We start from the raw sequence: 21,003 nt of genomic DNA on the forward strand, positions 1-21,003 counted from the left end.
AGGAACGCATGGTCGAGGCGATCCTGTTCGCATCCTCTGCGCCCGTCACGGTGCGCGACCTGGCGCAGCGCCTGCCGACGGGTTGCGACCCGGCCGAAGCCTTGGCCGGGCTGCGACGGACCTATGCGGATCGCGGTGTGGTGCTGGAACGGATCGGCGACGGCTACGCCTTCCGCACCGCCCCGGACCTGTCCTTCCTGATGCGGACCGAAACGGTGGAACAGCGCCGCCTGTCGCGCGCGGCCATCGAGACGCTGGCGATCATCGCCTATCACCAGCCCGTCACCCGCGCCGAGATCGAGGAGATTCGCGGCGTGGCCGTGTCGCGCGGCACGCTGGACCAGTTGATCGAGATGGAATGGGTCCGCATCGGCCGCAGGCGGATGACCCCCGGCCGACCCGCGACCTTTGTGGTCACGGAAACCTTTCTGGACCACTTCGGCCTGGAATCCGCCCGCGACCTGCCGGGGCTTGCGGAGCTGCGCGCGGCGGGGCTGCTGGAATCGCGCCCGCCCGCGCCGGGACTGCACGTTCCCCTTGCCTTGCTGGACGGGGATGACGATATGTCTGCCACGGCACCCGCTGACGACCTGTTCGAGGACGAATGACCCGATGAGCTTAAAGTCCATCATCAACACTCTGACCCGCATGGTTTCCCGACGCGCCGTGAACTGGGGCGTCAACAAGAGCATCGACCGGATCGCGAAATCCGGCGGCAAGCCTGCCAAGGTTTCGGCCAAGCAGGCCAAGGACATGCGCACGGCCGTCAAGCGCGCCCGTCAGGCCGCCCGGCTGACCCGCCGCATCGGGCGCTGACACTCGCCTTTGCCGCGCGTCCGCGATAGGGCTGCGCGATGGATGACAGATTCGAGATTTTCCTGGTGGCGACGCCGGGGCTGGAAGCACCTCTGGCCGCGGAAGCCGCAGGTTTGGGTTGGCAGCCGGTCGTGCAGCCGGGCGGCGTGACGATCACGGGCGGCTGGCCCGATGTGTGGCGCGCGAACCTGTGGCTGCGGGGCGCCACGCGCGTTCTGGCCCGCGTGGGCAGCTTTCGCGCCTTGCATCTGGCGCAACTGGACAAGCGGGCGCGGAAATTCCCCTGGGCCACCGTCCTGCGGCCCGCTGTGCCGGTCCGCGTCGAAACCACCTGCAAGGCCAGCCGCATCTATCACGCGGGCGCGGCCACGCAGCGCATCGAACGCGCCATCGCCGAAGAACTGGGCGCGCCCATCGCCCCGGACGCCGCCCTGGTCGTCAAGGTGCGGATCGAGGATGACCTTGTCACCCTCAGCCTGGATACGACGGGCGAATCGCTGCACAAGCGCGGGCACAAGGAAGCCGTCGCCAAGGCCCCCCTGCGCGAGACGATGGCCGCGATGTTCCTGCGCGAGATGGGCTTTGACGGCAGCCAGCCGGTGCTGGATCCGATGTGCGGGTCGGGCACCTTCGTGATCGAGGCGGCCGAGATCGCCCTGGGCCTTGCGCCGGGCCGCAGCCGCAGCTTCGGCTTCCAGCAGCTTGCCAGCTTCGATCCCGCCGCTTGGCAGGCGATGCGCGCGGCCGATGCGCCGCGTCCCGCGCCTGCGCAGTTCTTCGGCAGCGACCGCGACGCGGGCGCCATCCGCATGAGCCAGGCGAATGCCGAGCGGGCAGGGGTGGCGGGCGTGACGCGCTTTGACTGCCGCGCCATCGGCGACTTGCAACGTCCCGGGGGCGCTCCGGGTATCGTCATGGTGAACCCGCCCTATGGCGCGCGCATCGGCAACAAGGGGCCGCTGTTCGGGCTGCACGCCGCCATGGGGCAGGTGTTCCGCGAACGCCTTTCCGGCTGGCGGGTGGGGATCGTCACCAGCGAAGGTCCATTGGCCAAGGCCACGGGCCTGCCGCTGGAATCGGGGCCGGTGGTCGCGCATGGCGGGTTGAAGGTGCGGCTGTGGCAGACGGGGGCGCTGTAAGCCGGGGGCCAGCCCCCGGACCCCCGGGATATTTCGGCCAAAGTGAAGGGGCCTAGCGGAACTGCTTGGCCAGCTTCAGCCCCTGGCCCTGATAGTTGGACTTGATGCCCGCGCCATAGAGACAATCCGGGCGGGCCGCCATGCGTTCATAGACCAGACGGCCGACGACCTGACCATGTTCCAGCACGAAGGGCGCCTCGTGGCAGCGGACCTCCAGCACACCGCGCGCGCCGGTGCCGGTTTCGCCAATGCCGAAGCCGGGATCGAAGAAGCCTGCGTAGTGGACGCGGAATTCGCCGACCATCGCCAGATAGGGCGCCATCTCGGCGGCGTAATCGGCGGGTATCGCCACCGATTCGCGGCTGACGAGGATATAGAAGGCCCCGGGATCCAGGATCAGGCGGCCATCGGTCGTATGCAGTTCGTCCCAGAAATCGCGGGCGTCATAGGCGCCGATCCGGTCCAGGTCGATCACCCCGCTGTGGGGCCGGGCGCGATACCCCACCAGATCGCCGCCTGCAGGTTTCAGATCGACCGAGAAGCCCAAGCCATTGTCGATCAGGGCCGGACCGCCCACCAGCGGCTCGCGGGCGTTCAACTCGCGCAGTTCGGTGTCCGACAGAACCGCCTGGCCCCGCCGGAGCCGCAACTGGTTCAGCCTCATGCCGGGACGGACCAGGACGGAAAAGCTGCGTGGGCAGATCTCGGCGTAAAGCGGTCCGTCATAGCCTTCGGGCAGGCGATCGAATTCGGTGCCGTCATCGGCGACCAGCCGGGTCAGCAGATCAAGCCTGCCCGTCGAGGACTTGGCGTTCGCCACCGCCGTCAATCCGGCGGGCAGCGCCACGCGTTCCATCAGCGGCACCAGATAAACGCAGCCGCGTTCGAGGACCGCGCCCCCCGACAAGTCCATCTGATGCATCTGCACGTCGGGCAGGCGGTCCATCACCCGGTTGCCGCGTCCTGCCAGAAAGCTGGCGCGCAGCCGATAGGCGACCGATCCCAGCCGCAGATCAAGGCTGGCGGGCTGGATCTGTTCCGGCGTGATCGCGGGATCCGCCGAAATCGCGCCCGATCGGATCAGGTCGCGGATACCGCTGTCGGGAAGAACGCCGTTCATGCTGGTCCTTTCATGCGAAAACGCCCACCCCCGGCAGGGGATGGGCGTTTTCGAAATGGTCGGGCCGGCGAGATTCGAACTCGCGGCCTTCCGCCCCCCAGACGGACGCGCTAACCAGACTGCGCCACGGCCCGACGCGCACCGTATAGAGCGATCCTGCGCCGCTGCACAAGGGCTGCAATGCGGAAATCTGCGCGGTAACGCCCCAGCTGGTCAGCAAAACCGCGCCAAGGCATCGCGCAGCCGCGACAGGGACGCGCGATGATGGGGCGTGGTCGCGTCGCTGGGGTGCAAATCGCGTAACCGGGCGTTCAATGCCACCATCTCGGAAAGCCATCCTGCGGGCGGGCCATCATGGAAATCAGCGTGGTTCCGGTCGGATGCGGATTGCGGGACAGACATGGGCCGCCTGCGCACCCTGGATCGCGGTTCGTGCCGGGGAAGGGGATCGACATCGTCCTCGACGCTTTCGGGTTCGGGAAAGTCGCTGTCGATCAATGTCTCGACAGCATCGTTCAGGCGCGCCATGCCGCGTTCGCGGACAGATGCGCCCCGGTCGCGGGCCAGAAGCTTCTTGGCGCCCCGGATCGTCAGCCCCTCGTCCCGCAGCACGGTGCAAAGTCCCGCCGCCAGACGCACGTCGTCAGGGCGATAGTAACGCCGCCCGTCGGGGCGCTTCATCGGCTTCAGCAAGGGAAACTGCGTTTCCCAGTAGCGCAGGACATGCGGTGCCACGCCCAGAAGCCTTGCGACTTCGCCAATAGACCGGAATGCGTCTGCGCCTTTCGTCATTCAGTCAGAACGTCCTTATCCCTTGTTTCCGGCGGCGACGCGATCCTTCATCAGATGCGAAGGGCGGAAGGACAGCACGCGGCGCGGGGTGATCGGCACTTCCTCGCCCGTCTTGGGGTTGCGGCCGATGCGTTCGTTCTTGTCGCGCAGGCTGAAGGTGCCGAAGGACGAAATCTTCACCTGTTCGCCCCGGACCAGGGCATTCGAAATATGTTCAAGAACCGATTCGACCAGCTGGGCGGACTCGTGTCGGGACAGACCCACGTCCCGAAAAACGGCCTCTGCGAGATCCATCCGAGTCAGCGTCTTGTCACTCATGACTTTTCCCCTTTGATTTCACTAGGATGGTTGGAATTCTTCCCGCTGTCAACGAGAAGGGGGCTTTTTCGTTCCCCCGCGTCACGTCAAGAGGGGGCGCAGGGCGTTGCAGAAAAACCCGCCGATCCTATCTTTCGGGCAAGGCAAGGAGGCGGTCATGGCCGGTGGATGGGCGCGCGACGACGCGGTGAACGACCAGATCGAGATCAGCACGGCCGAGGCCGTGGCCCGCGCCCGTTTGCGCGCCGGGCAGGGCAAGGCCGTCCGGGAAAGCGCCGAAGTCTGCATCGATTGCGACGAGCCGATCCCCCCGGCGCGGCGTCAGGCGCTGCCGGGTGTGCAACTGTGCCTCGATTGCCAGCGCGACCGCGACCGGGCCTGGCGCCCTGCGGGCGGCATCAACCGGCGCGGCAGCAAGGATTCGCAGTTGAAGTAAGGCCCTACCAGCGAAGGACGACCGATCCCCAGCTGAGACCGCCGCCGATCGCCTCGGTCACGATCACGTCACCGGGGGCGAAACGGCCCTGACCGTCGGCCACCGACAAGGCCAGCGGGATCGAGGCGGCCGAGGTATTGCCGTGGTCAGCGACCGTCAGGATCACCTTGTCCATCGGCAGGCCCATCTTCTGCGCGGTCGCCGTGATGATGCGGGCATTGGCCTGGTGGGGCACAAGCCAGTCCACCTGGGCAGGGGTCAGTCCGGCCTTGTCCAGCGCGACATGCGCGGTCTTGGCCAGCTTTTCGACGGCATGGCGGAAGACCAGGTTGCCCTGCATCCGCAACTGCCCCGCCGTGCCGGTGGTGGATACGCCGCCATCGACATAGAGCAGGTCGCGATACTGCCCGTCGCTGTTCAGGTCGCTTGCCAGGATGCCCCGGTCGTCGCTGGTCCCTGCGCTGTCCTGCCCTTCGAGCACCAGGGCGCCGGCGCCGTCGCCGAACAGGACGCAGGTGCCGCGGTCGGTCCAGTCCATGATGCGGGAAAACGTCTCGGCCCCGATGACCAGGACGCGCTTTGCCAGGCCGCCGCGAATCATCGCGTCCGCATTGGCCAGCGCAAAGACGAAGCCTGCGCAGACGGCCTGGACGTCATAGGCGAAGCCATGCGTCATCCCCAGCCCGTGCTGGATCATCGTGGCCGAGGCGGGAAAGGTGTAATCGGGGGTCGAGGTCGCGAGGATGATCCCGTCGATATCGTCGGGCCGCAGCCCCGCCTTGTCCAGGGCCGCGCGGGCCGCGCGCAGGCCCATGTCGCTGGTGGCCTGGCCTTCGGCGGCGAAATGGCGCCGCTCGATCCCGGTGCGGCTGCGGATCCATTCGTCGGTGGTGTCCAGCCGTTCCTCGAACCAGCTGTTCGGGACCACACGTTCGGGAAGGTAATGGCCGGTGCCGCGCACCACGGAACGGATGGTCACGATGCGGCCTCGGCACCCGGGGCGCTTGCTGCGGCTTGCGCCACGCGCGCGGCCAGGCGGTCCTGGAAGCCGGACCGTGCCAGCGTGAAGGCCAGCTTGATCGCCGCCGACACGCCCGTGGCGTCAGCCGATCCGTGCGACTTGATGACGGTCCCGTTCAGGCCCAGGAAAATCCCGCCATTCACGCGGCGGGGATCGATCCGCTTTTGCAGCCGCTTGAGAGAGGTCATCGCCAGAAGGGCGGCAAACTTGGACATGATGGAATTCGCGAACGCGTCCTTCAGAAGGGTGCCGACCAGCTTGGCGGTGCCCTCGCCCGTCTTCAAGGCGATGTTGCCGGTGAAGCCGTCGGTGACGATCACATCCACGCGCGCCGAGGGAAGGTCCCCACCCTCGACAAAGCCGACATACTCGAACTTGCCCGAATCCGCCGCCGCCATGATCAGATCCTGGGCCTGCTTCAGTTCCGCGCGGCCCTTGTGCTCCTCGGTCCCGACATTCAGCAACCCCACGCGCGGACGGTCAAGGCCCAGGCCGTTGCGGGCATAGGATGCCCCCATAAGGGCATATTGCAGCAGGTCGGGTGCGTCGGCGCGGATATCCGCGCCCACATCCAGCATGATATTGAAGCCATGGGGGTTCAGCGACGGCCACAGGCAGGCGATGGCGGGGCGGTTCACGCCCGGCAGCTTGCGCAGGCGCAGCATCGACAGCGCCATCAGCGCCCCGGTATTGCCGCAACTGACCGCGGCCCCGGCCTCCCCCGTCTTGACCGATTCGATGGCCGACCACATCGAGGTGCCGTCGCCCTTGCGGACGATCTGGCTGGGCTTGTCTTCCATGGTGACGACACCTCCGGCGTGGCGGATGTCGCAGCGCCCGGCAAGCACCTTGCGGCGGCCGACCAGCCGGCGAAGCTCGGCCTCGTCGCCGTGCACGATGAAGCGGATGTCGGGATTCTTGGCGGCGCTTTCGGCCATGCCCGCGACAACCGCCGCCGGGCCGCGATCGCCGCCCATGGCATCGACCGATATCACCACGACGTCCCCCCGGTCAGGGGGCGGCGCCGAGGAGAGGGTCACGTCACGGTCGATCATCTGGCGCGAATGCCAAGCCCGCTCAGGCCGCGTCGTCGTCCAGGTCGATCGTGTTCGCCTGCGCCACGACTTCGCGGTCGGCGTAATGGCCGCAGGACGGGCAGACGTGATGCGGACGCTTCAGTTCGCCACAGTTCGAGCATTCGTTGGGATTGCCGGCGACCAGGGCATCGTGGGCGCGGCGCATGTTCCGGCGGGACCGGGTAACGCGATTCTGAGGGACAGCCATGTCACAACCTCGGGCTAGACGGGATGCAACGCGCGGGCGTCTGGCACATCCCAGGATTTGAATTCGAAAATGAACCGCGCAGATACGCCATGACGGCCCCGCCCGCAACCCCTTGCAGCGGGGCAGGCAGGGCTAATTGCACCAGATGGCAGCGTTTGCGCCAGTGCCAGGCGTGCCTGCGGGCAATCACCCCCGCCCGATGTGACCCTTGCGCAACGGTCCGGGGCAGAATCGTTCAGTCCGTGTCGCGACGGCGCAGCAGCTTGTCCAGATCGGCAAAGGGGCGGCGGGTGTCAGGTGCATCCTCCTCTGGCGCTGCTTCGAACGCGACACCCTCAGCGCGCGGATATTCGGGCAGGGCCAGGGCCAGTTCCTCAATCATCACGGCGCCCAGGTCGATGAACTGGCCCAAGGGTTCCAGCGTCTCGTCCAGCATTTCCACCTCGTCGCCCTCGGGGGTGGAGATGTGGGGGGAATAGTGACGCTCGACTTCTTCGTCCAGGGTGGTCTTGACCGCTTTCAGCGTGACGACGCAGGGCTGGGTGACGCGGGCGCGCAGCCGGCCCGTCAGCGCCCAGGCCTCGCCCGCTTCGGCCCGGATTTCCCCGGCAAAGGACAGCCGGGACAGGGCGGGAATGCCCAGCTCAGCGGCGATGGCGGCACAGCGTTCCGCATCGGGCACCAGCGAAAAGGGCGTCGGTGCGCGTGGGTTCAGATGCGCCACGCGCAGGCGTTCCGGCTGGTGGGCGGGCTGGTTGGCGGGGGCGGTCATGGCGGGCCTTTGTCTGCTGTCGGTCAGGGGTCCGCACCGGCAGGCGGCGCCAAATCCCCGACGGGATTGTCATTCTTGAGCGCGGTGCCCGAGTTTGCTAAGCCGGGCGGGCCGCGTCAACAGCGCCTTGCAAGGGAAAGACGGAATGACAGCCATCCGGCATCTAATGGTTCTGGCTTTCGCGGCCGTTCTTGGCCTTGCGGCTTGCGCGCCTGTCTATCGCAACCACGGCTTCATCCCCGCGCCCGAGGATCTGTCCCAGGTCGTGGTCGGCCAGACCACCGTGGATGAATTGCAAGGCCTGATCGGCCGCCCGTCCGCCCAGGGGCTGCTGACAGGGTCGGGTTGGTATTATGTGGGATCCCGGTGGCGCCATTTCGGCGCGCTGGAGCCGCGTGAGATCAACCGCGAGGTGGTGGCCGTGTCCTTCGCGCCCAGCGGCGTCGTCACCAATGTCGAACGCTTCGGGCTGGAACGCGGCCGTGTCGTCACCCTGTCGCGCCGTGTGACCGAGGGCAGCGTGACCGAAATCTCGCTGATCGGGCAGCTTCTGGGCAACCTGGGCAACTTCCAGGCGGGCGATTTCATCGACTGATGGCTGTGGCTGCGGTGCGTGCCAGCACGCACCCTACAGCGCCTGGATGATCCGGTCGGCCAGCATGTGCAGGTCGTTGCGGTATCCCGTCCGCGCAGACGGCTGGTCGGGATCCGAGGTCATGGCGATGGCAACCGCAGGCTGGCGTCCCGTCGCGGGAAAGACATAGATCATCTGCCCGCCATAGCCCCAGCCGTAACGCACCGGGCGGCCACTGGCCTGGCCGATGAACCAGCCATAGCCGTAACCCTGGCCGCTGAAGATCGAGGCGGTGCGCGTTTGCCAGCTTTCCTCGATCCAGTCGGCGGGCACGACCTGCCGCCCGCCCGCGCGCCCGCCATCGGCATAGATCGCGCCAAAGGCCAGCAGGGACCGCGTGCTCATCGCCATCTGGTTGCCGCCCAGGTAGATGCCCTGAGGGTCGCGTTCCCAGCCGGCGATGGCAAAGCCCGGCACATCGCCCAGCCAGTCGCGCGCCAGATCCAGCGTGGACCGGCCGGTCACCCGCGTCAGGATCGCCGAGACCAGATGCGTGGAGGCCGTGGAATACTGCATCCGCCCGCCCGGATCCTGCGTGAAGGGCGCGGCCAGGGCGGCGCGGACCCAGTTGCGGCTGCTGACCCAGGCGCCGTAATTGGCGCCCGACTGCCGTTCCAGCCCCGCCTGCATGGACAGAAGGTTGCCCAGCGTCACGGTGGCCAGGCGCGGATCGGGATCGGCCGGCAGCTGGTCGCGCAGGATCGGTGCGATCGGCTGGTCGGTTCCGTCCAGTTCACCCCGATCGATGGCAATGCCCGCCAGGGCCGAGATGATCGACTTGGACGCCGACTTGATGTTCGTGGGATCGTCCGGCGTGAAGCCGTGATAACCTCGGGCAGCGATTTCCCCGCCCTGCCAGACAGCAATGGCTCGCAGGTTTTCCAGTCCTGCGGCATCGTCCAGGATCGGGCCAAGGCTGGCTTGGCCCAGGGCAGGCGCGGCAAGCAGCGGCGACAGGCTGGCGGTCAGCAAAAGGGTGCGGCGTTTCATGCAGACTATATGTGGCAGTATCCGCCCGGTCGGGAATCACGGTTGCGTCAGCTTGGGCTTGTTCCGGGGGCAGGGCGCCATTAGGGCAGGCAGCGACCGTTTCCGCAGCAGGAAGGCCCGCCATGACCGCCCTTGACGACCTTGCCCCGGTTCCCTTCCACGATGCCGCCGCGCCCCAGCGGGCGCGGATGCTGTCGCGGCTGGCCGATACGGAACTGGCCGTGGCCCTGGTGGCCGAACCAATGGGCGACCAGGTCGAGTTGCGCATCTTCCCGCTGGAAACCGGTCCCGTGGCCCTGGCCTGCGATACCGAGGACCGGCTGGCGGGCTTTTTCGGCGGCCCCGTTGCCTATGCCGCAATGCCGGGGCGGGTTCTGGCGGGTCTTCTGAAGTCCGAAGGGGCGGGCCTGCTGGTCAATCCGGGCCTGCCATCGGAAATGCTGATGGACGCGGCCATGCTGGACTGGCTGACCGGCGCGCTGTCCGCCGCGCCCGAAGCGACGGATGCCCACCTGCGCCTGACCCCGCCCGCCCCCGGAACCGTCGAGGCCCTGGCGCAGCCCCTGGCCGAACGCCTGGGCGACATGCGTGGTCTGATCGCGGGGGCGGCGCTGGCGGGCACCGAAGAAGGGCACGTGGTCCTGATCGCGGGCGCCGATCCCGCCCATCAGCCCGCGATCGCCAAGGCCCTGGCCGAGGCCCTGGCCTTCCTGCCGGAACAGCCCGGCGGCGTCGATGTCAGCTTCACGGACGCCGCCATGCCCGCGGGCGTGCTGCGCTTCGATCTGTCGGTCCCCGAGGTTCCTCCGCGCCCGAAAGGTCCGCCAATCCTGCGCTGATCGGCCAAGCACGGTTGCGTGATCGCCGCCAAACTGCCAGAACCGGGCCATGAAGACGCAACACAAAGCCCTGTCCGTTCACCTGCTGACCGCCACCGGCGCCGTGCTTTCGATGCTGGCCATGCTGGCCGCGGTCGAAGGAAAATGGTCGCTGATGTTCCTGTGGCTGGTCGTGGCCTTGGTCGTTGACGGCATCGACGGTCCCCTGGCGCGGAAATACGACGTCAAGATCCACTCGCCGAACTATGACGGCGTGCTGATGGATCTGATCATCGACTATCTGACCTATGCCTTCATTCCGGCCTATGCGCTGTTCAAGTCGGGACTCTTGTCGGGCTGGACCGGCTGGTTCGCGATCATCGCCATCGTCTATGGCAGCGTGATCTATTGGGCCGATACCCGGATGAAGACAAAGGACAATTCCTTTTCCGGCTTTCCGGGCTGCTGGAACATGGTGGTGCTGGTCCTGTTCGCGACCGATCCGCACTGGACGGTGATCCTGCTGATCGTCGTGGCGCTGACGGTGGGAATGTTCCTGCCGATCAAGTTTATCCATCCGGTGCGGACCGAACGCTGGCGCGCGATTTCGCTGCCCATCGCGATCCTGTGGTGCGTCTTCGCCGCCCGCGCGGCCTGGGTTGATTTCCACCCCGACAGCTGGGCCAACTGGGGGCTGGTCCTCACCTCCCTCTGGCTGATGCTGGCGGGGGCCGCGCAGCAACTGATGCCCGAACGCGCCTGAAGGGACACCCATGATCCATGCCCTGAAACCGCTGGCCGCCCTGTTCCTTCTGGCGCTGCCCGCGAGCGCCCAGGACGCCATCACCCTGGGCATGGTGCTTGAACCCCCAAACCTGGATCCCACTGGCGGGGCGGCGGCGGCCACCGACGAGGTGGTCTATGCCAATGTCTTCGAAGGGCTGACCCGTTTCGGTCCGAACGGGGCCATCGAGCCCGCCCTGGCCGAACGTTGGGACGTGGAACAGGACGGCCTCGTCTATGTCTTCCATCTGCAGGACGGCGTGATCTTCCACGACGGCGCCGCCTTCGATGCCAGCGACGTGGTCTTCACGCTGGATCGCGCGCGGGCGGCGGATTCGACCAATGCCCAGAAGGTGCTGTTCCAGGGCATCCAGTCGGTCGAGGCCCTGGATCCCCTAACCGTCCGCGTGACGCTGGCGGCGCCGGACGGCAACTTCCCCTTCAAGATGGCCTGGGGCGATGCGGTGATGCTGGACCCGGCCAGCGCGGAGGGCCTTGCCACCAAGCCCGTCGGCACCGGCCCGTTCCGGCTGGACCAATGGGTGCAGGGCGACCGGATCGTTCTGTCGGCCTTTGACGATTACTGGGGAGACAAGCCCGCGCTGCGGACCGCGACCTTCCGCTTCATTCCCGACCCCTCGGCCGCCTTTGCGGCAATGATGGCGGGCGACGTGGACGCATTCCCGAACTTCCCCGCGCCCGAGACGCTGCCCCAGTTGCAGGCCGATCCCCGCTTCAAGGTCATGGTCGGCACGACCGAGGGCGAGACGATCCTGGCCATGAACAACACCCGCGCGCCCCTGGACGACATCAGGGTCCGCCAGGCCATCGCGCACGCGATCAACCGCCAGGACATCATCGACGGCGCGATGTTCGGATACGGCACCCCCATCGGCAGCCATTTCGCGCCCCACCATCCCGATTACGTTGATCTGACCGACATGTCGGAATACGATCCCGAAAAGGCCAAGGCCCTGCTGGCCGAGGCAGGGGCCGGTCCCATCACCCTGCGCCTTGCGCTGCCCCCCACCCCTTATGCCCGGCGCGGCGGAGAGATCATCCAGGCCCAGCTTGCCGCCGTGGGCATCGGGACGCAGATCACCACCATGGAATGGGCGCAATGGCTGGAAACCGTCTTCAAGGGCGGCGACTTCGACCTGACCGTCATCAGCCATACCGAGCCGCTGGACATCGATATCTATGCCCGGCCGGATTACTACTTCCATTACGCCCGGCCCGAATTCGTGACGCTGATGAACCAGCTCCAGGCGGCGGTGACGCCGCAGCAGCGCAGCGACCTGCTGAAGCAGGCGCAGGAAATGATCGCGGGCGACTACGTCAACGCCTTCCTGTTCCAGCTTGCCAAGACCGGCGTGGCGGATGCCCGCATCGAAGGCTTGTGGGAAAACGCGCCCACTCAGGCCAATGACCTGACCCAGGTGCGGTGGGTGCCATAGCATGTCGCGGCTGCGCTGGATCCTGTCGCGGCTGCGCCGGACGTTGTGGATCCGCGTCTCGCTTTATGCGCTCATGGGCTTTGCGGCGGCGGTGGCCGCGACGCTGGCGTCATGGCTGCCTTGGCCCCTGCCCATCGACATCAGCGCCGAGGCGATCGACAGCCTGCTGAACGTGATCGCCTCGTCCATGCTGGCGGTCACGACGTTTTCGGTCACCGCGCTGACCTCGGCCTATGGATCGGCCACGTCGAACGCCACGCCGCGCGCGACCCGGCTGCTGACCGAGGACGATTTCATCCAGTCGGTTCTGGCGACCTTCATCGGATCGTTCCTGTTCAGCGTCGTGGGTCTGGTGGCGCTGCGGGTGAATATCTATGGCCCGCAAGGCCGGGCGCTGCTGTTCGTGACCACGGTTCTGGTCATCATCCTGATCGTGCTGGCGCTGCTGCGCTGGATCCATCAGCTGACCAAGCTGGGGCGCGTGGGCGACACCATCGACCGGCTCGAGGACGCGACCCGCCGGTCCATGGAAGCACGGCTGGACCTGCCCTTCCTGGGCGGGCGCCCGCTGCCCGATGATGCGCCGACCGCGCCCGCCATCCTGTCGGACCAGGTGGGCTATGTCGAATTCATCGACACCGCCGCGCTGTCCGCCTTGTGCGAGGATCGCGACATTCACCTGGACATCCGCGTGCTGCCCGGTGCCTTCCTGTATCACGGCACCCCCCTGGCGGTCGTGCAGGGCGCACCACTGGGCGAGGACTTGGCGCGCGAGGTGCGCCGTGCCTTCACCATTGCGGCGGCCCGGTCCTTTGATCAGGATCCCCGCTTCGGCCTCATCACCCTGTCCGAGGTCGCGCTGCGCGCCCTGTCGCCCGCCGTCAACGACCCTGGCACCGCCATCGACGTGATCGGGCGGCAGGTGCGCCTGCTGACCCTGTGGTCCGAGGGCTGGCACAAGGCCGAACTGCACAAGGCTGAATATCCCCGCCTGCGCGTGCCGCCCCTGCTGTATGACGACATCTGCGACGACGCCTTTCACCTGATCGCACGCGACGGGGCGGGGCAGATCGACGTGCTGACCCGCCTGGTCAAGGCCCTGGACGCCCTGCGCCGGATTGGCCCCGCCTCGGCGCGTCAGGCGGCGGAGCGCCAGTTGCGCCTGGCAGCTGACCGGGGCCTGGCAGACCTGCCGGGCGAGCATGATCGCGACCGGCTGCGGCAGGTGCTGGAGGGCCTGGATCGCAGCTGGGGCGCGGCGTGATTTCCGCTTTTCATTTGCCCCCTCACGCGGCATAGTCCGCGCCATGACCCGGATGCTGGACATTCCCGCCGCCCCGACCGCGCCACACGGCGCGCGCGTGGCCGTGAACCTCCGCGGTCTGCTGCTTCTTACGCTGCGCTGAGCGGGTCTCCGGGCCGCCGCTCAGCCAGGACGTGCCCGGGCAAACCCAGCGACAGAACTTCCGTAAGAAAGCATATCCCATGTCCGACAAGAACCGCGTCGTCATCTTCGACACCACCCTGCGCGACGGCGAGCAGTCGCCCGGCGCCACCATGTCCCACGAGGAAAAGCTGGAGATCGCCCAGATGCTGGACGAGATGGGCGTGGACATCATCGAGGCGGGCTTCCCTATCGCATCCGAAGGCGATTTCGCCGCCGTCAGCGCGATTGCGAAGCAGGCGAAGAACGCCGTCATCTGCGGCCTGGCCCGCGCGCAACTGCCCGACATCGACCGCTGCTGGGAAGCCGTGCGCCACGCCCGCCGCCCGCGCATCCATACCTTCATCGGCACCTCGCCGCTGCATCGGGCGATCCCGAACCTGGACATGGACCAGATGGCCGAACGGATCGAGCAGACCGTGACGCACGCCCGCAACCTGTGCGACAACGTGCAGTGGTCGCCCATGGACGCCACGCGCACCGAACACGACTATCTGTGCCGGGTGGTGGAAATCGCCATCAAGGCCGGCGCGACGACGATCAACATCCCCGACACCGTGGGCTATACCGCGCCCCGCGAATCCGCCGACCTGATCCGCATGCTGCTGGAGCGCGTGCCGGGATCGGAAAGCGTGGTCTTCGCCACCCATTGCCACAACGACTTAGGCATGGCGACCGCCAACGCCCTGGCCGCCGTCGAGGCTGGTGCGCGCCAGATCGAATGCACCATCAACGGCCTTGGCGAACGTGCCGGCAACACCGCGCTGGAGGAGGTGGTAATGGCGCTGAAGGTGCGCCACGACATCATGCCCTTCGATACCGGCATCGACACGACGAAGATCATGGGCATCTCGCGCCGTGTGGCGCAGGTTTCGGGCTTCCCGGTGCAGTTCAACAAGGCCATCGTCGGCAAGAACGCCTTTCTGCACGAATCCGGCATCCATCAGGACGGCGTGCTGAAGAATGTCGAAACTTTCGAGATCATGCGCCCCGCCGATATCGGCCTGAACGAAACCAACATCGCCATGGGCAAGCATTCGGGCCGCGCCGCCCTGCGCGCCAAGCTGGCCGACCTGGGATACGATGTGGGCGACAACCAGTTGAAGGATATCTTCGTCCGTTTCAAGGCGCTCGCCGACCGCAAGAAAGAGGTCTATGACGAGGATATCGTGGCGCTGGTCCAGGACGCCTCGGCCAATACCGGCGACGATCATCTGCAAGTGAAGCACCTGCGCGTGGTCTGCGGCAGCGACGGGCAGTCGGCGGACCTGACCATGATCGTGGACGGGCAGGAAAAGACCGTCCACGCCACCGGCGACGGCCCGGTCGATGCCTGCTTCAATGCGGTCAAGCAGATCTTCCCGCACAATGCCACGCTGAAGCTCTATCAGGTCCACGCCGTGACCGAAGGGACCGATGCCCAGGCCACCGTTTCCGTGCGGATGGAGGAGGACGGTCGCATCGTCAACGGCCAGGCCGCCGACACCGACACGATCCTGGCCTCGGTCAAGGCCTATGTCGGCGCGTTGAACCACCTGATCGTGCGCCGCGAACGGGCGGGCCGGGACGGCAAGGAAATCAGCATGTATTCGCATTGAGAAAATGCCCGGTCCTGATTCGTCAGGACCGGGAAAGACGCCTGCTGCATGACATTCCAGCAGCCTTGCCGCTTTTTGTGGGCGCGTGGGAAAACAACCACAGAGTGTTCTGTGTGAGGTCTTTGCACACAGCCAGTGATCTTCGGGGCCCTGCAAACGCATTCGCCTGCCAGAAAGTTCAAATTTTCTTTTTTTGCACGCACTGGTTAGAGTAAGGCGTTGTTCGGTCATGAGCAGTTGGGCGCGTGCCAAGGAGTAGTTTAATGATGAAGGCGGTTATCATGGCGTCGGTTCTGGCGCTGACATGCGGCGGCATCGCGCAGGCGGCGACATGCACTGCAACATTCGTTGAAGCGAATGGGAACGGGAACGTCAATAAGAACGGGAACGGGAATAAGAACGGCAACGGAAGCACCAAGACTGTTTCCTACTTGCTGGAACAGGGCAGTGGCAATGTCACTGCGGCCTGCCATTCCAACAATGACACGAATACCATTGACGCCGCTTTCTCGATCAATGGCATCAGCGGCTGGGAATTGGCCGACAAGACTGACGATGGCGACTCTTATCTTGACGGCGGTTTCAGCCAGTTTGGCCAAGGCACCTGGTCGGTCCTGAACCCGCTGGGCTATGAAAGCATCATGGTTACCCTGAAGCAGGGGAAAACCTTCGCTGCCTTCCTGTTGGATTCCACGGCACCGCTGACAGGGATCTGGAATACGTTCGGCCCCGGTGAGGGCAGCGGCGGCTTGTCGCACGCTTCGGTCTATTTCGCAGGCGAGCCTCAGCCCGCCCCGGTTCCGCTGCCTGCCGGTGCGGCGCTGCTGCCGGCCGGACTGGCCGCTCTTGCCTTCCTGCGTCGCCGCCGCAAGGCAGCCTGAGACGACCTGAAGAATTCCTGACGGCGCCCATGCCGGTCATGGGCGCCTTTTTCATGCGCTCATGCGATGCCGTAATGCATCCCCAGTTCGGCCCATCGCGGGAACAGGGCTTTCGCGCTGCAACCCAGGCTTCTATATGGGGGCACCGCCGCGTGCATCGATTCCGCGCCGTGGCTGCGCTTGAAGCGGACAAGAATGGGGACAGCCGGTGAAACCGGCGCGAAAGGATAACGGGCATGGCATTCGGCGGTTTGTTTTCGACCGACATCGCAATCGACCTCGGAACGGCGAACACGCTGATCTATGTGAAGGGCAAGGGCATCATCCTGAACGAGCCGTCGGTCGTGGCCTATCACGTCAAGGACGGCAAGCGGCAGGTCCTGGCCGTGGGCGAGGACGCGAAACTGATGCTGGGCCGCACGCCGGGCAGCATCGAGGCGATCCGGCCCATGCGCGAAGGCGTCATCGCCGATTTCGACAGCGCCGAGCAGATGATCAAGCACTTCATCAAGAAGGTGTTCAAGCGCAGCGGCTTTTCCAAGCCCAAGGTCATCGTCTGTGTGCCCCATGGCGCGACCCCTGTTGAAAAGCGCGCCATCCGCCAGTCGGTCCTGTCCGCCGGCGCCCGCAAGGCGGGGCTGATCGCCGAACCCATCGCGGCGGCCATCGGCGCGGGCATGCCCATCACCGAACCCACGGGCTCCATGGTCGTGGACATCGGCGGCGGCACGACCGAGGTTGCGGTCCTGTCCCTGGGGGACGTGGTCTATGCCCGGTCCGTCCGCATCGGCGGCGACCGCATGGACGAGGCGATCATCAATTACCTGCGCCGCAACCAGAACATGCTGATCGGCGAATCCACCGCCGAACGCGTCAAGACCAGCATCGGCACCGCCCGGATGCCCGACGACGGGCGCGGCGCCACGATCATGGTGCGCGGCCGCGACCTGCTGAACGGCATCCCCAAGGAAATCGAGATCAGCCAGGCCATGGTGGCCGAGGCCCTGGCCGAACCCATGCAGGCCATCTGCGAGGCCGTGATGGTCGCGCTGGAAGCCACGCCCCCGGATCTGGCCGCCGATATCGTGGACCGCGGCGTGATCCTGACCGGCGGCGGGGCGATGCTGGGCGACCTGGATCTGGCGCTGCGCGAGCAGACGGGCCTGTCGATCACGCTGGCCGACCAGCCGATGAACTGCGTGGCGCTTGGCACCGGCAAGGCGCTGGAATACGAAAAGCAGCTGCGCCACGTGATCGACTACGACAGCTGAGGCGGCCCGGAAGGGGGCTGCGTGAATGGCACGCAAGGGACCAGATTTCGCCACACCCGTCCGGCGCGTGCTGATCGCGCTGATGGCGCTTGTGCTGGTTGCGCTGTTCCTGTTCTGGCGCATCGACAGCCCGCGGGCCGAGGCGATGCGCGTCGCCATCATCGACCGCGTGATCCCCTCGTTCGATTGGGCCATGGCGCCCGTCACCCAGGTCAGCCAGATGATCGGCGGCTTTCAATCCTATGCCCGGATCTACGAACAGAACCAGGAACTGCGCCGCGAACTGCAGAAGATGCAGGCCTGGAAGGAAGCCGCCGTCCAGCTTGAGCAGGAAAATTCCAAGCTGATGGCGCTGAACAACGTCCGCATCGACCCGGCCCTGACCAGCGTGACGGGCATGGTCATGGTGGACAGCGGTTCCGCGTTTCGCCAGTCGGTCCTGCTGAACGTCGGTGCCGATGACGGCATCGTCGAGGGCTGGGCCACGATGGACGGGCTGGGCCTTGTCGGGCGCATTTCCGGGGTGGGCAAGCGGACCAGCCGGGTGGTGCTGCTGACCGATCCTTCCTCTCGCATTCCGGTGACCATCCAGCCGTCCGGCGAACGCGCCCTGCTGACGGGCGACAACACGCAACTGCCTTTCCTGGACTTCATCGAAACGCCCGACAATGTGCGGCCCGGCGACCGTGTCGTCACCTCGGGCGATGGCGGGGTCTTTCCGCCGGGGCTGCTGGCGGGGCAGGTCGTCCAGGGCAGCGACGGGCGGATGCGTCTGCGCATGGCCGCTGATTACGGGCGGCTGGAATTCCTGCGCGTGCTGCGATCCCATCCGGCGGAAACCGTGGTGGATTCGGGTGCGGTCATCACGCCCGGCGATCAGGGCTTCATCGGCCCGCAGGTCCCCGCATCCCCGGTCGAGGCCGCTGCCATGTCCGATCCCCTGGCCGCAGGGACGGATTGATGAACCGGCAGGTGCTGATCGGCACAATGCTGTTCTGCGCAGCGATGGCAGTGCTGCTGTTTCTGCGCCTGCTGCCCCTGTCGGCGGGGGCCGCGCGCCTGCCCGGCCCTGACCTGGGTCTTTGCCTGGTGCTGGCCTGGGTGCTGCGCCGCCCCGACCAGTTGGCGGCCCTGGTGATCGTGCTGGCCTTTGTCGTCCAGGACATCATCCTGCTCAATCCGCTTGGGCTGTGGCCCGCCATCGTCCTGATGGGGACCGAGGCCGCACGCTTGCGTGAGGCCCGTTGGCGCGATGCGCCATTCATGGTTGAATGGCTGCGCATCGCGGTGCTGATCGGCGCCATGATGCTGGGCTATCGTATCGTGCAGGGGCTGTTCATGATGCCGGTTCCGGCCTTGGGTCTGGTGATCCTGCACTACATTGCGACTATCGCTGCCTATCCGCTGGTGGTGCTGGGCGCGCGTGTTCTGCTGGGCCTGCGCCGTATCACCCCTGTCGAGGTCGAGCAGATGAGGGCCGTCCGATGACCAAACCCCCCCGCCCCGGCGACACGAATGGCCGCAGCATCACGCGTCGGGGCCTGATGCTGGCGGGACTCCAGCTTGGCGTGATCACCACGCTGGCGCTCAAGCTGCGGTCGATGCAGGTCGAGCAGGCCGAGGAATACCGGATGCTGGCCGACGGCAATTCCATCAAGATCCGCCTGCTGGTGCCCGCGCGCGGCCTGATCCACGACCGCAACGGGATTGTCATCGCCGGTAACGAACAGAACTATCGCGTGACGCTGACGCGCGAGGAGGCGGGTGGCGATGTCGAACCCGTTCTGCGCAGGCTGGCGCGGCTGATCCCCATCAGCGATGCCCGCATGGCCGAGCTTCTGGACGAATTCGCCAAGCGCAGTGCGGTCACGCCCATCGTCCTGGCCGACCGCCTGACCTGGGAACAGTTCAGTTCCATTGCCGTCAACGCGCCGTCGCTGGCGGGCGTCACGCCGGAATCGGGCCTGTCGCGCGTCTATCCCCGCGCGGGCGATCTGGCGCATGTGCTGGGCTATGTCGGTCCTGTCAGCGACTATGACCTGTCCAAGATCGAGGATCCCGATCCCGTCCTGATGCTGCCCGAGTTCCAGTTGGGCAAGGTCGGCTTCGAGGCCCGGATGGAGGACGTTCTGCGCGGCAAGGCCGGTCAGCGCCGGGTCGAGGTGAACAGCGCCGGACGCGAGATGCGCCAGCTGTCCCGCCAGGAAGGCGAACAGGGCGCGACCGTGCAGATGACCATCGACGCGCAGTTGCAGAACTATGCCGCGCAGCGCATGGGAACCGAAAGCGCGGCGGCCGTCGCCATCGATGTGCAGACGGGCGATATCGTCACGATCTGTTCGTCCCCCTCCTTCGATCCCAACAAGTTCGTGCGGGGGATTTCGTCGGCCGATTACAAGGCGCTGATGAACCACGACCACCGTCCGCTGGCCGACAAGACGGTGCAGGGGGTCTATCCGCCCGGATCGACCTTCAAGATGGTCACGCTGCTGGCGGGGCTGGAAGCGGGCGTCATCAATGCGGGATCGCGCTTCTATTGCCCCGGCTACACCACTGCGGGCGGGCGCCGGTTCCATTGCTGGCGCAAGGGAGGGCATGGCACTGTCGATGCGGTGACCAGCCTGTCGCACAGCTGCGACGTCTATTACTATGAACTGGCGCAGAAAGTCGGCATCGACCGCATCGCCGCCATGGCCCGCAAGCTTGGCCTGGGACAGCGCCACGAGCTGCCCATGTCCGCCGTGGCCGAAGGGATCGCGCCCGACCGGGCGTGGAAGCAGGCGCGGCACGGACAGGCCTGGCAGGTGGGCGACAGTCTGAACGCCTCGATCGGGCAGGGCTATGTGCTGGCCTCGCCCCTGCAACTGGCGGTGATGACCGCGCGCATCGCATCGGGTCGAGAGGTCAGTCCCCGCCTGGTGCGTGCCATCGACGGCGTGCAGCAGCCTGTCCCGGAATTTCCTGTCCTGGACATCGACCCCGCCTTCCTGCGCGTGGCCCGCCTGGGCATGGACGAGGTGATGAATTCCGACAGCGGCACCGCCCGGCGGTCGCGCATCATCCGCGAGGACTGGCGCATGGCGGGCAAGACCGGCACCAGCCAGGTCCGCAACATCACCGCCGCCGAACGCGCGCGGGGGGTGGTGTCGAACGACCAGTTGCCCTGGAACCGCCGCGACCACGCGCTGTTCGTCTGCTATGCCCCCTATGACGCGCCGCGCTATGCGATCTCGGTGGTCGTCGAGCATGGCGGCGGCGGATCGGCTGTTGCCGCGCCCATCGCCCGCGACATCATGCTGTTTGCGCTGAACGGCGGGTTGCCGCCCCTGGATGCCGTGCCCGACGATCAGCGCGCCGCGATGGAGGAACGTCACAACGCCATGCACCTGTTCCCGCCTGACGCGCCCCGCCTGACGCGGGCCTGATCGC

23 protein-coding genes and 1 tRNA gene are annotated in these 21,003 nt (G+C 66.6%); 15 read left to right on the plus strand and 9 right to left on the minus strand.

The window, feature by feature from the left end; genetic code table 11:
- Positions 1-8 precede the first annotated feature (8 nt).
- Genes scpB through RAH32_RS10755 form a run of 3 tightly spaced genes read left to right on the plus strand, consistent with a single transcriptional unit; the run spans position 9 to position 1,955 of the window.
- On the plus strand, positions 9-608 hold the full coding sequence (scpB, locus tag RAH32_RS10745) for an SMC-Scp complex subunit ScpB (RefSeq protein WP_306608199.1): 600 nt from the start codon (positions 9-11) through the stop codon (positions 606-608).
- A gap of 4 nt (positions 609-612) precedes the next feature.
- The gene (locus RAH32_RS10750; RefSeq protein WP_306607938.1) at positions 613-816 is read left to right on the plus strand and encodes a hypothetical protein; all 204 of its coding nucleotides are present in this window, start codon (positions 613-615) and stop codon (positions 814-816) included.
- 38 nt (positions 817-854) lie between these two features.
- Entirely contained in the window at positions 855-1,955 is a 1,101-nt protein-coding gene (locus tag RAH32_RS10755) for a THUMP domain-containing class I SAM-dependent RNA methyltransferase (RefSeq protein WP_306607939.1), read from the plus strand.
- Between the two features lie 52 nt (positions 1,956-2,007).
- On the opposite strand, the gene RAH32_RS10760 is transcribed toward RAH32_RS10755, so the two are convergent.
- The 4 genes from RAH32_RS10760 to ihfA all read right to left on the minus strand — a co-directional run bounded on the left by RAH32_RS10760 (position 2,008) and on the right by ihfA (position 4,185).
- On the minus strand, positions 2,008-3,075 hold the full coding sequence (locus RAH32_RS10760) for a 2'-deoxycytidine 5'-triphosphate deaminase (protein WP_306607940.1): 1,068 nt from the start codon (positions 3,073-3,075) through the stop codon (positions 2,008-2,010).
- A 56-nt stretch (positions 3,076-3,131) separates the two neighbouring features.
- A tRNA-Pro gene (locus RAH32_RS10765) sits at positions 3,132-3,209 on the minus strand.
- A gap of 79 nt (positions 3,210-3,288) precedes the next feature.
- Positions 3,289-3,867 (minus strand): MerR family transcriptional regulator, encoded by a 579-nt coding sequence (locus RAH32_RS10770; protein WP_306607941.1) that lies wholly within the window; start codon positions 3,865-3,867, stop codon positions 3,289-3,291.
- 15 nt (positions 3,868-3,882) lie between these two features.
- Positions 3,883-4,185 (minus strand): integration host factor subunit alpha, encoded by a 303-nt coding sequence (ihfA, locus tag RAH32_RS10775; RefSeq protein ID WP_103173462.1) that lies wholly within the window; start codon positions 4,183-4,185, stop codon positions 3,883-3,885.
- Between the two features lie 157 nt (positions 4,186-4,342).
- On the opposite strand from ihfA, the gene RAH32_RS10780 reads away from it, so the two are divergent.
- On the plus strand, positions 4,343-4,621 hold the full coding sequence (locus tag RAH32_RS10780) for a DksA/TraR family C4-type zinc finger protein (protein ID WP_306607942.1): 279 nt from the start codon (positions 4,343-4,345) through the stop codon (positions 4,619-4,621).
- 4 nt (positions 4,622-4,625) lie between these two features.
- Here RAH32_RS10780 and RAH32_RS10785 read toward each other — a convergent pair whose 3' ends face one another.
- The 4 genes from RAH32_RS10785 to RAH32_RS10800 all read right to left on the minus strand — a co-directional run bounded on the left by RAH32_RS10785 (position 4,626) and on the right by RAH32_RS10800 (position 7,698).
- On the minus strand, positions 4,626-5,600 hold the full coding sequence (locus RAH32_RS10785) for a beta-ketoacyl-ACP synthase III (protein ID WP_306607943.1): 975 nt from the start codon (positions 5,598-5,600) through the stop codon (positions 4,626-4,628).
- Positions 5,597-6,697 (minus strand): phosphate acyltransferase PlsX, encoded by a 1,101-nt coding sequence (plsX, locus tag RAH32_RS10790; RefSeq protein WP_306607944.1) that lies wholly within the window; start codon positions 6,695-6,697, stop codon positions 5,597-5,599. The genes RAH32_RS10785 and plsX overlap by 4 nt, the downstream gene beginning before the upstream one ends.
- A 22-nt stretch (positions 6,698-6,719) precedes the next feature.
- Positions 6,720-6,926 (minus strand): 50S ribosomal protein L32, encoded by a 207-nt coding sequence (gene rpmF / locus RAH32_RS10795; protein ID WP_306607945.1) that lies wholly within the window; start codon positions 6,924-6,926, stop codon positions 6,720-6,722.
- 235 nt (positions 6,927-7,161) lie between these two features.
- A complete protein-coding gene (locus RAH32_RS10800) occupies positions 7,162-7,698 on the minus strand; it encodes a YceD family protein (RefSeq protein ID WP_306607946.1) in 537 nt (178 codons plus the stop codon).
- Positions 7,699-7,843: 145 nt separating this feature from the next.
- Between RAH32_RS10800 and RAH32_RS10805 the strand changes: the two genes are divergently transcribed.
- On the plus strand, positions 7,844-8,293 hold the full coding sequence (locus tag RAH32_RS10805) for an outer membrane protein assembly factor BamE (RefSeq protein ID WP_306607947.1): 450 nt from the start codon (positions 7,844-7,846) through the stop codon (positions 8,291-8,293).
- A 33-nt stretch (positions 8,294-8,326) separates the two neighbouring features.
- On the opposite strand, the gene RAH32_RS10810 is transcribed toward RAH32_RS10805, so the two are convergent.
- Positions 8,327-9,322 (minus strand): serine hydrolase domain-containing protein, encoded by a 996-nt coding sequence (locus RAH32_RS10810; protein ID WP_306607948.1) that lies wholly within the window; start codon positions 9,320-9,322, stop codon positions 8,327-8,329.
- A gap of 122 nt (positions 9,323-9,444) precedes the next feature.
- On the opposite strand from RAH32_RS10810, the gene RAH32_RS10815 reads away from it, so the two are divergent.
- From RAH32_RS10815 to mrdA, 10 genes are all read left to right on the plus strand, one after another.
- On the plus strand, positions 9,445-10,161 hold the full coding sequence (locus RAH32_RS10815; RefSeq protein ID WP_306607949.1) for an SseB family protein: 717 nt from the start codon (positions 9,445-9,447) through the stop codon (positions 10,159-10,161).
- Positions 10,162-10,210: 49 nt separating this feature from the next.
- A complete protein-coding gene (locus RAH32_RS10820; RefSeq protein ID WP_306607950.1) occupies positions 10,211-10,903 on the plus strand; it encodes a CDP-alcohol phosphatidyltransferase family protein in 693 nt (230 codons plus the stop codon).
- Positions 10,904-10,913: 10 nt separating this feature from the next.
- Entirely contained in the window at positions 10,914-12,380 is a 1,467-nt protein-coding gene (locus tag RAH32_RS10825) for an ABC transporter substrate-binding protein (protein WP_306607951.1), read from the plus strand.
- Position 12,381: 1 nt separating this feature from the next.
- Positions 12,382-13,644 (plus strand): DUF2254 domain-containing protein, encoded by a 1,263-nt coding sequence (locus RAH32_RS10830; RefSeq protein WP_306607952.1) that lies wholly within the window; start codon positions 12,382-12,384, stop codon positions 13,642-13,644.
- A gap of 221 nt (positions 13,645-13,865) precedes the next feature.
- Positions 13,866-15,422 (plus strand): 2-isopropylmalate synthase, encoded by a 1,557-nt coding sequence (locus tag RAH32_RS10835; RefSeq protein ID WP_306607953.1) that lies wholly within the window; start codon positions 13,866-13,868, stop codon positions 15,420-15,422.
- 263 nt (positions 15,423-15,685) lie between these two features.
- Positions 15,686-16,303, plus strand: a complete 618-nt coding sequence (locus RAH32_RS10840) for a VPLPA-CTERM sorting domain-containing protein (protein WP_306607954.1) — start codon at positions 15,686-15,688, stop codon at positions 16,301-16,303.
- 236 nt (positions 16,304-16,539) lie between these two features.
- On the plus strand, positions 16,540-17,574 hold the full coding sequence (locus tag RAH32_RS10845; RefSeq protein WP_126153706.1) for a rod shape-determining protein: 1,035 nt from the start codon (positions 16,540-16,542) through the stop codon (positions 17,572-17,574).
- Between the two features lie 25 nt (positions 17,575-17,599).
- Entirely contained in the window at positions 17,600-18,535 is a 936-nt protein-coding gene (mreC, locus tag RAH32_RS10850; RefSeq protein WP_306607955.1) for a rod shape-determining protein MreC, read from the plus strand.
- Positions 18,535-19,062 (plus strand): rod shape-determining protein MreD, encoded by a 528-nt coding sequence (locus RAH32_RS10855; protein WP_306607956.1) that lies wholly within the window; start codon positions 18,535-18,537, stop codon positions 19,060-19,062. Before mreC ends, RAH32_RS10855 begins: the two co-directional genes overlap by 1 nt.
- Positions 19,059-20,999, plus strand: a complete 1,941-nt coding sequence (gene mrdA / locus RAH32_RS10860; RefSeq protein WP_306607957.1) for a penicillin-binding protein 2 — start codon at positions 19,059-19,061, stop codon at positions 20,997-20,999. The genes RAH32_RS10855 and mrdA overlap by 4 nt, the downstream gene beginning before the upstream one ends.
- Positions 21,000-21,003: the final 4 nt, after the last annotated feature.

The sequence above is a fragment of the Paracoccus yibinensis genome (assembly GCF_030846195.1).
Classification (GTDB): Bacteria; Pseudomonadota; Alphaproteobacteria; order Rhodobacterales; family Rhodobacteraceae; genus Paracoccus; species Paracoccus yibinensis.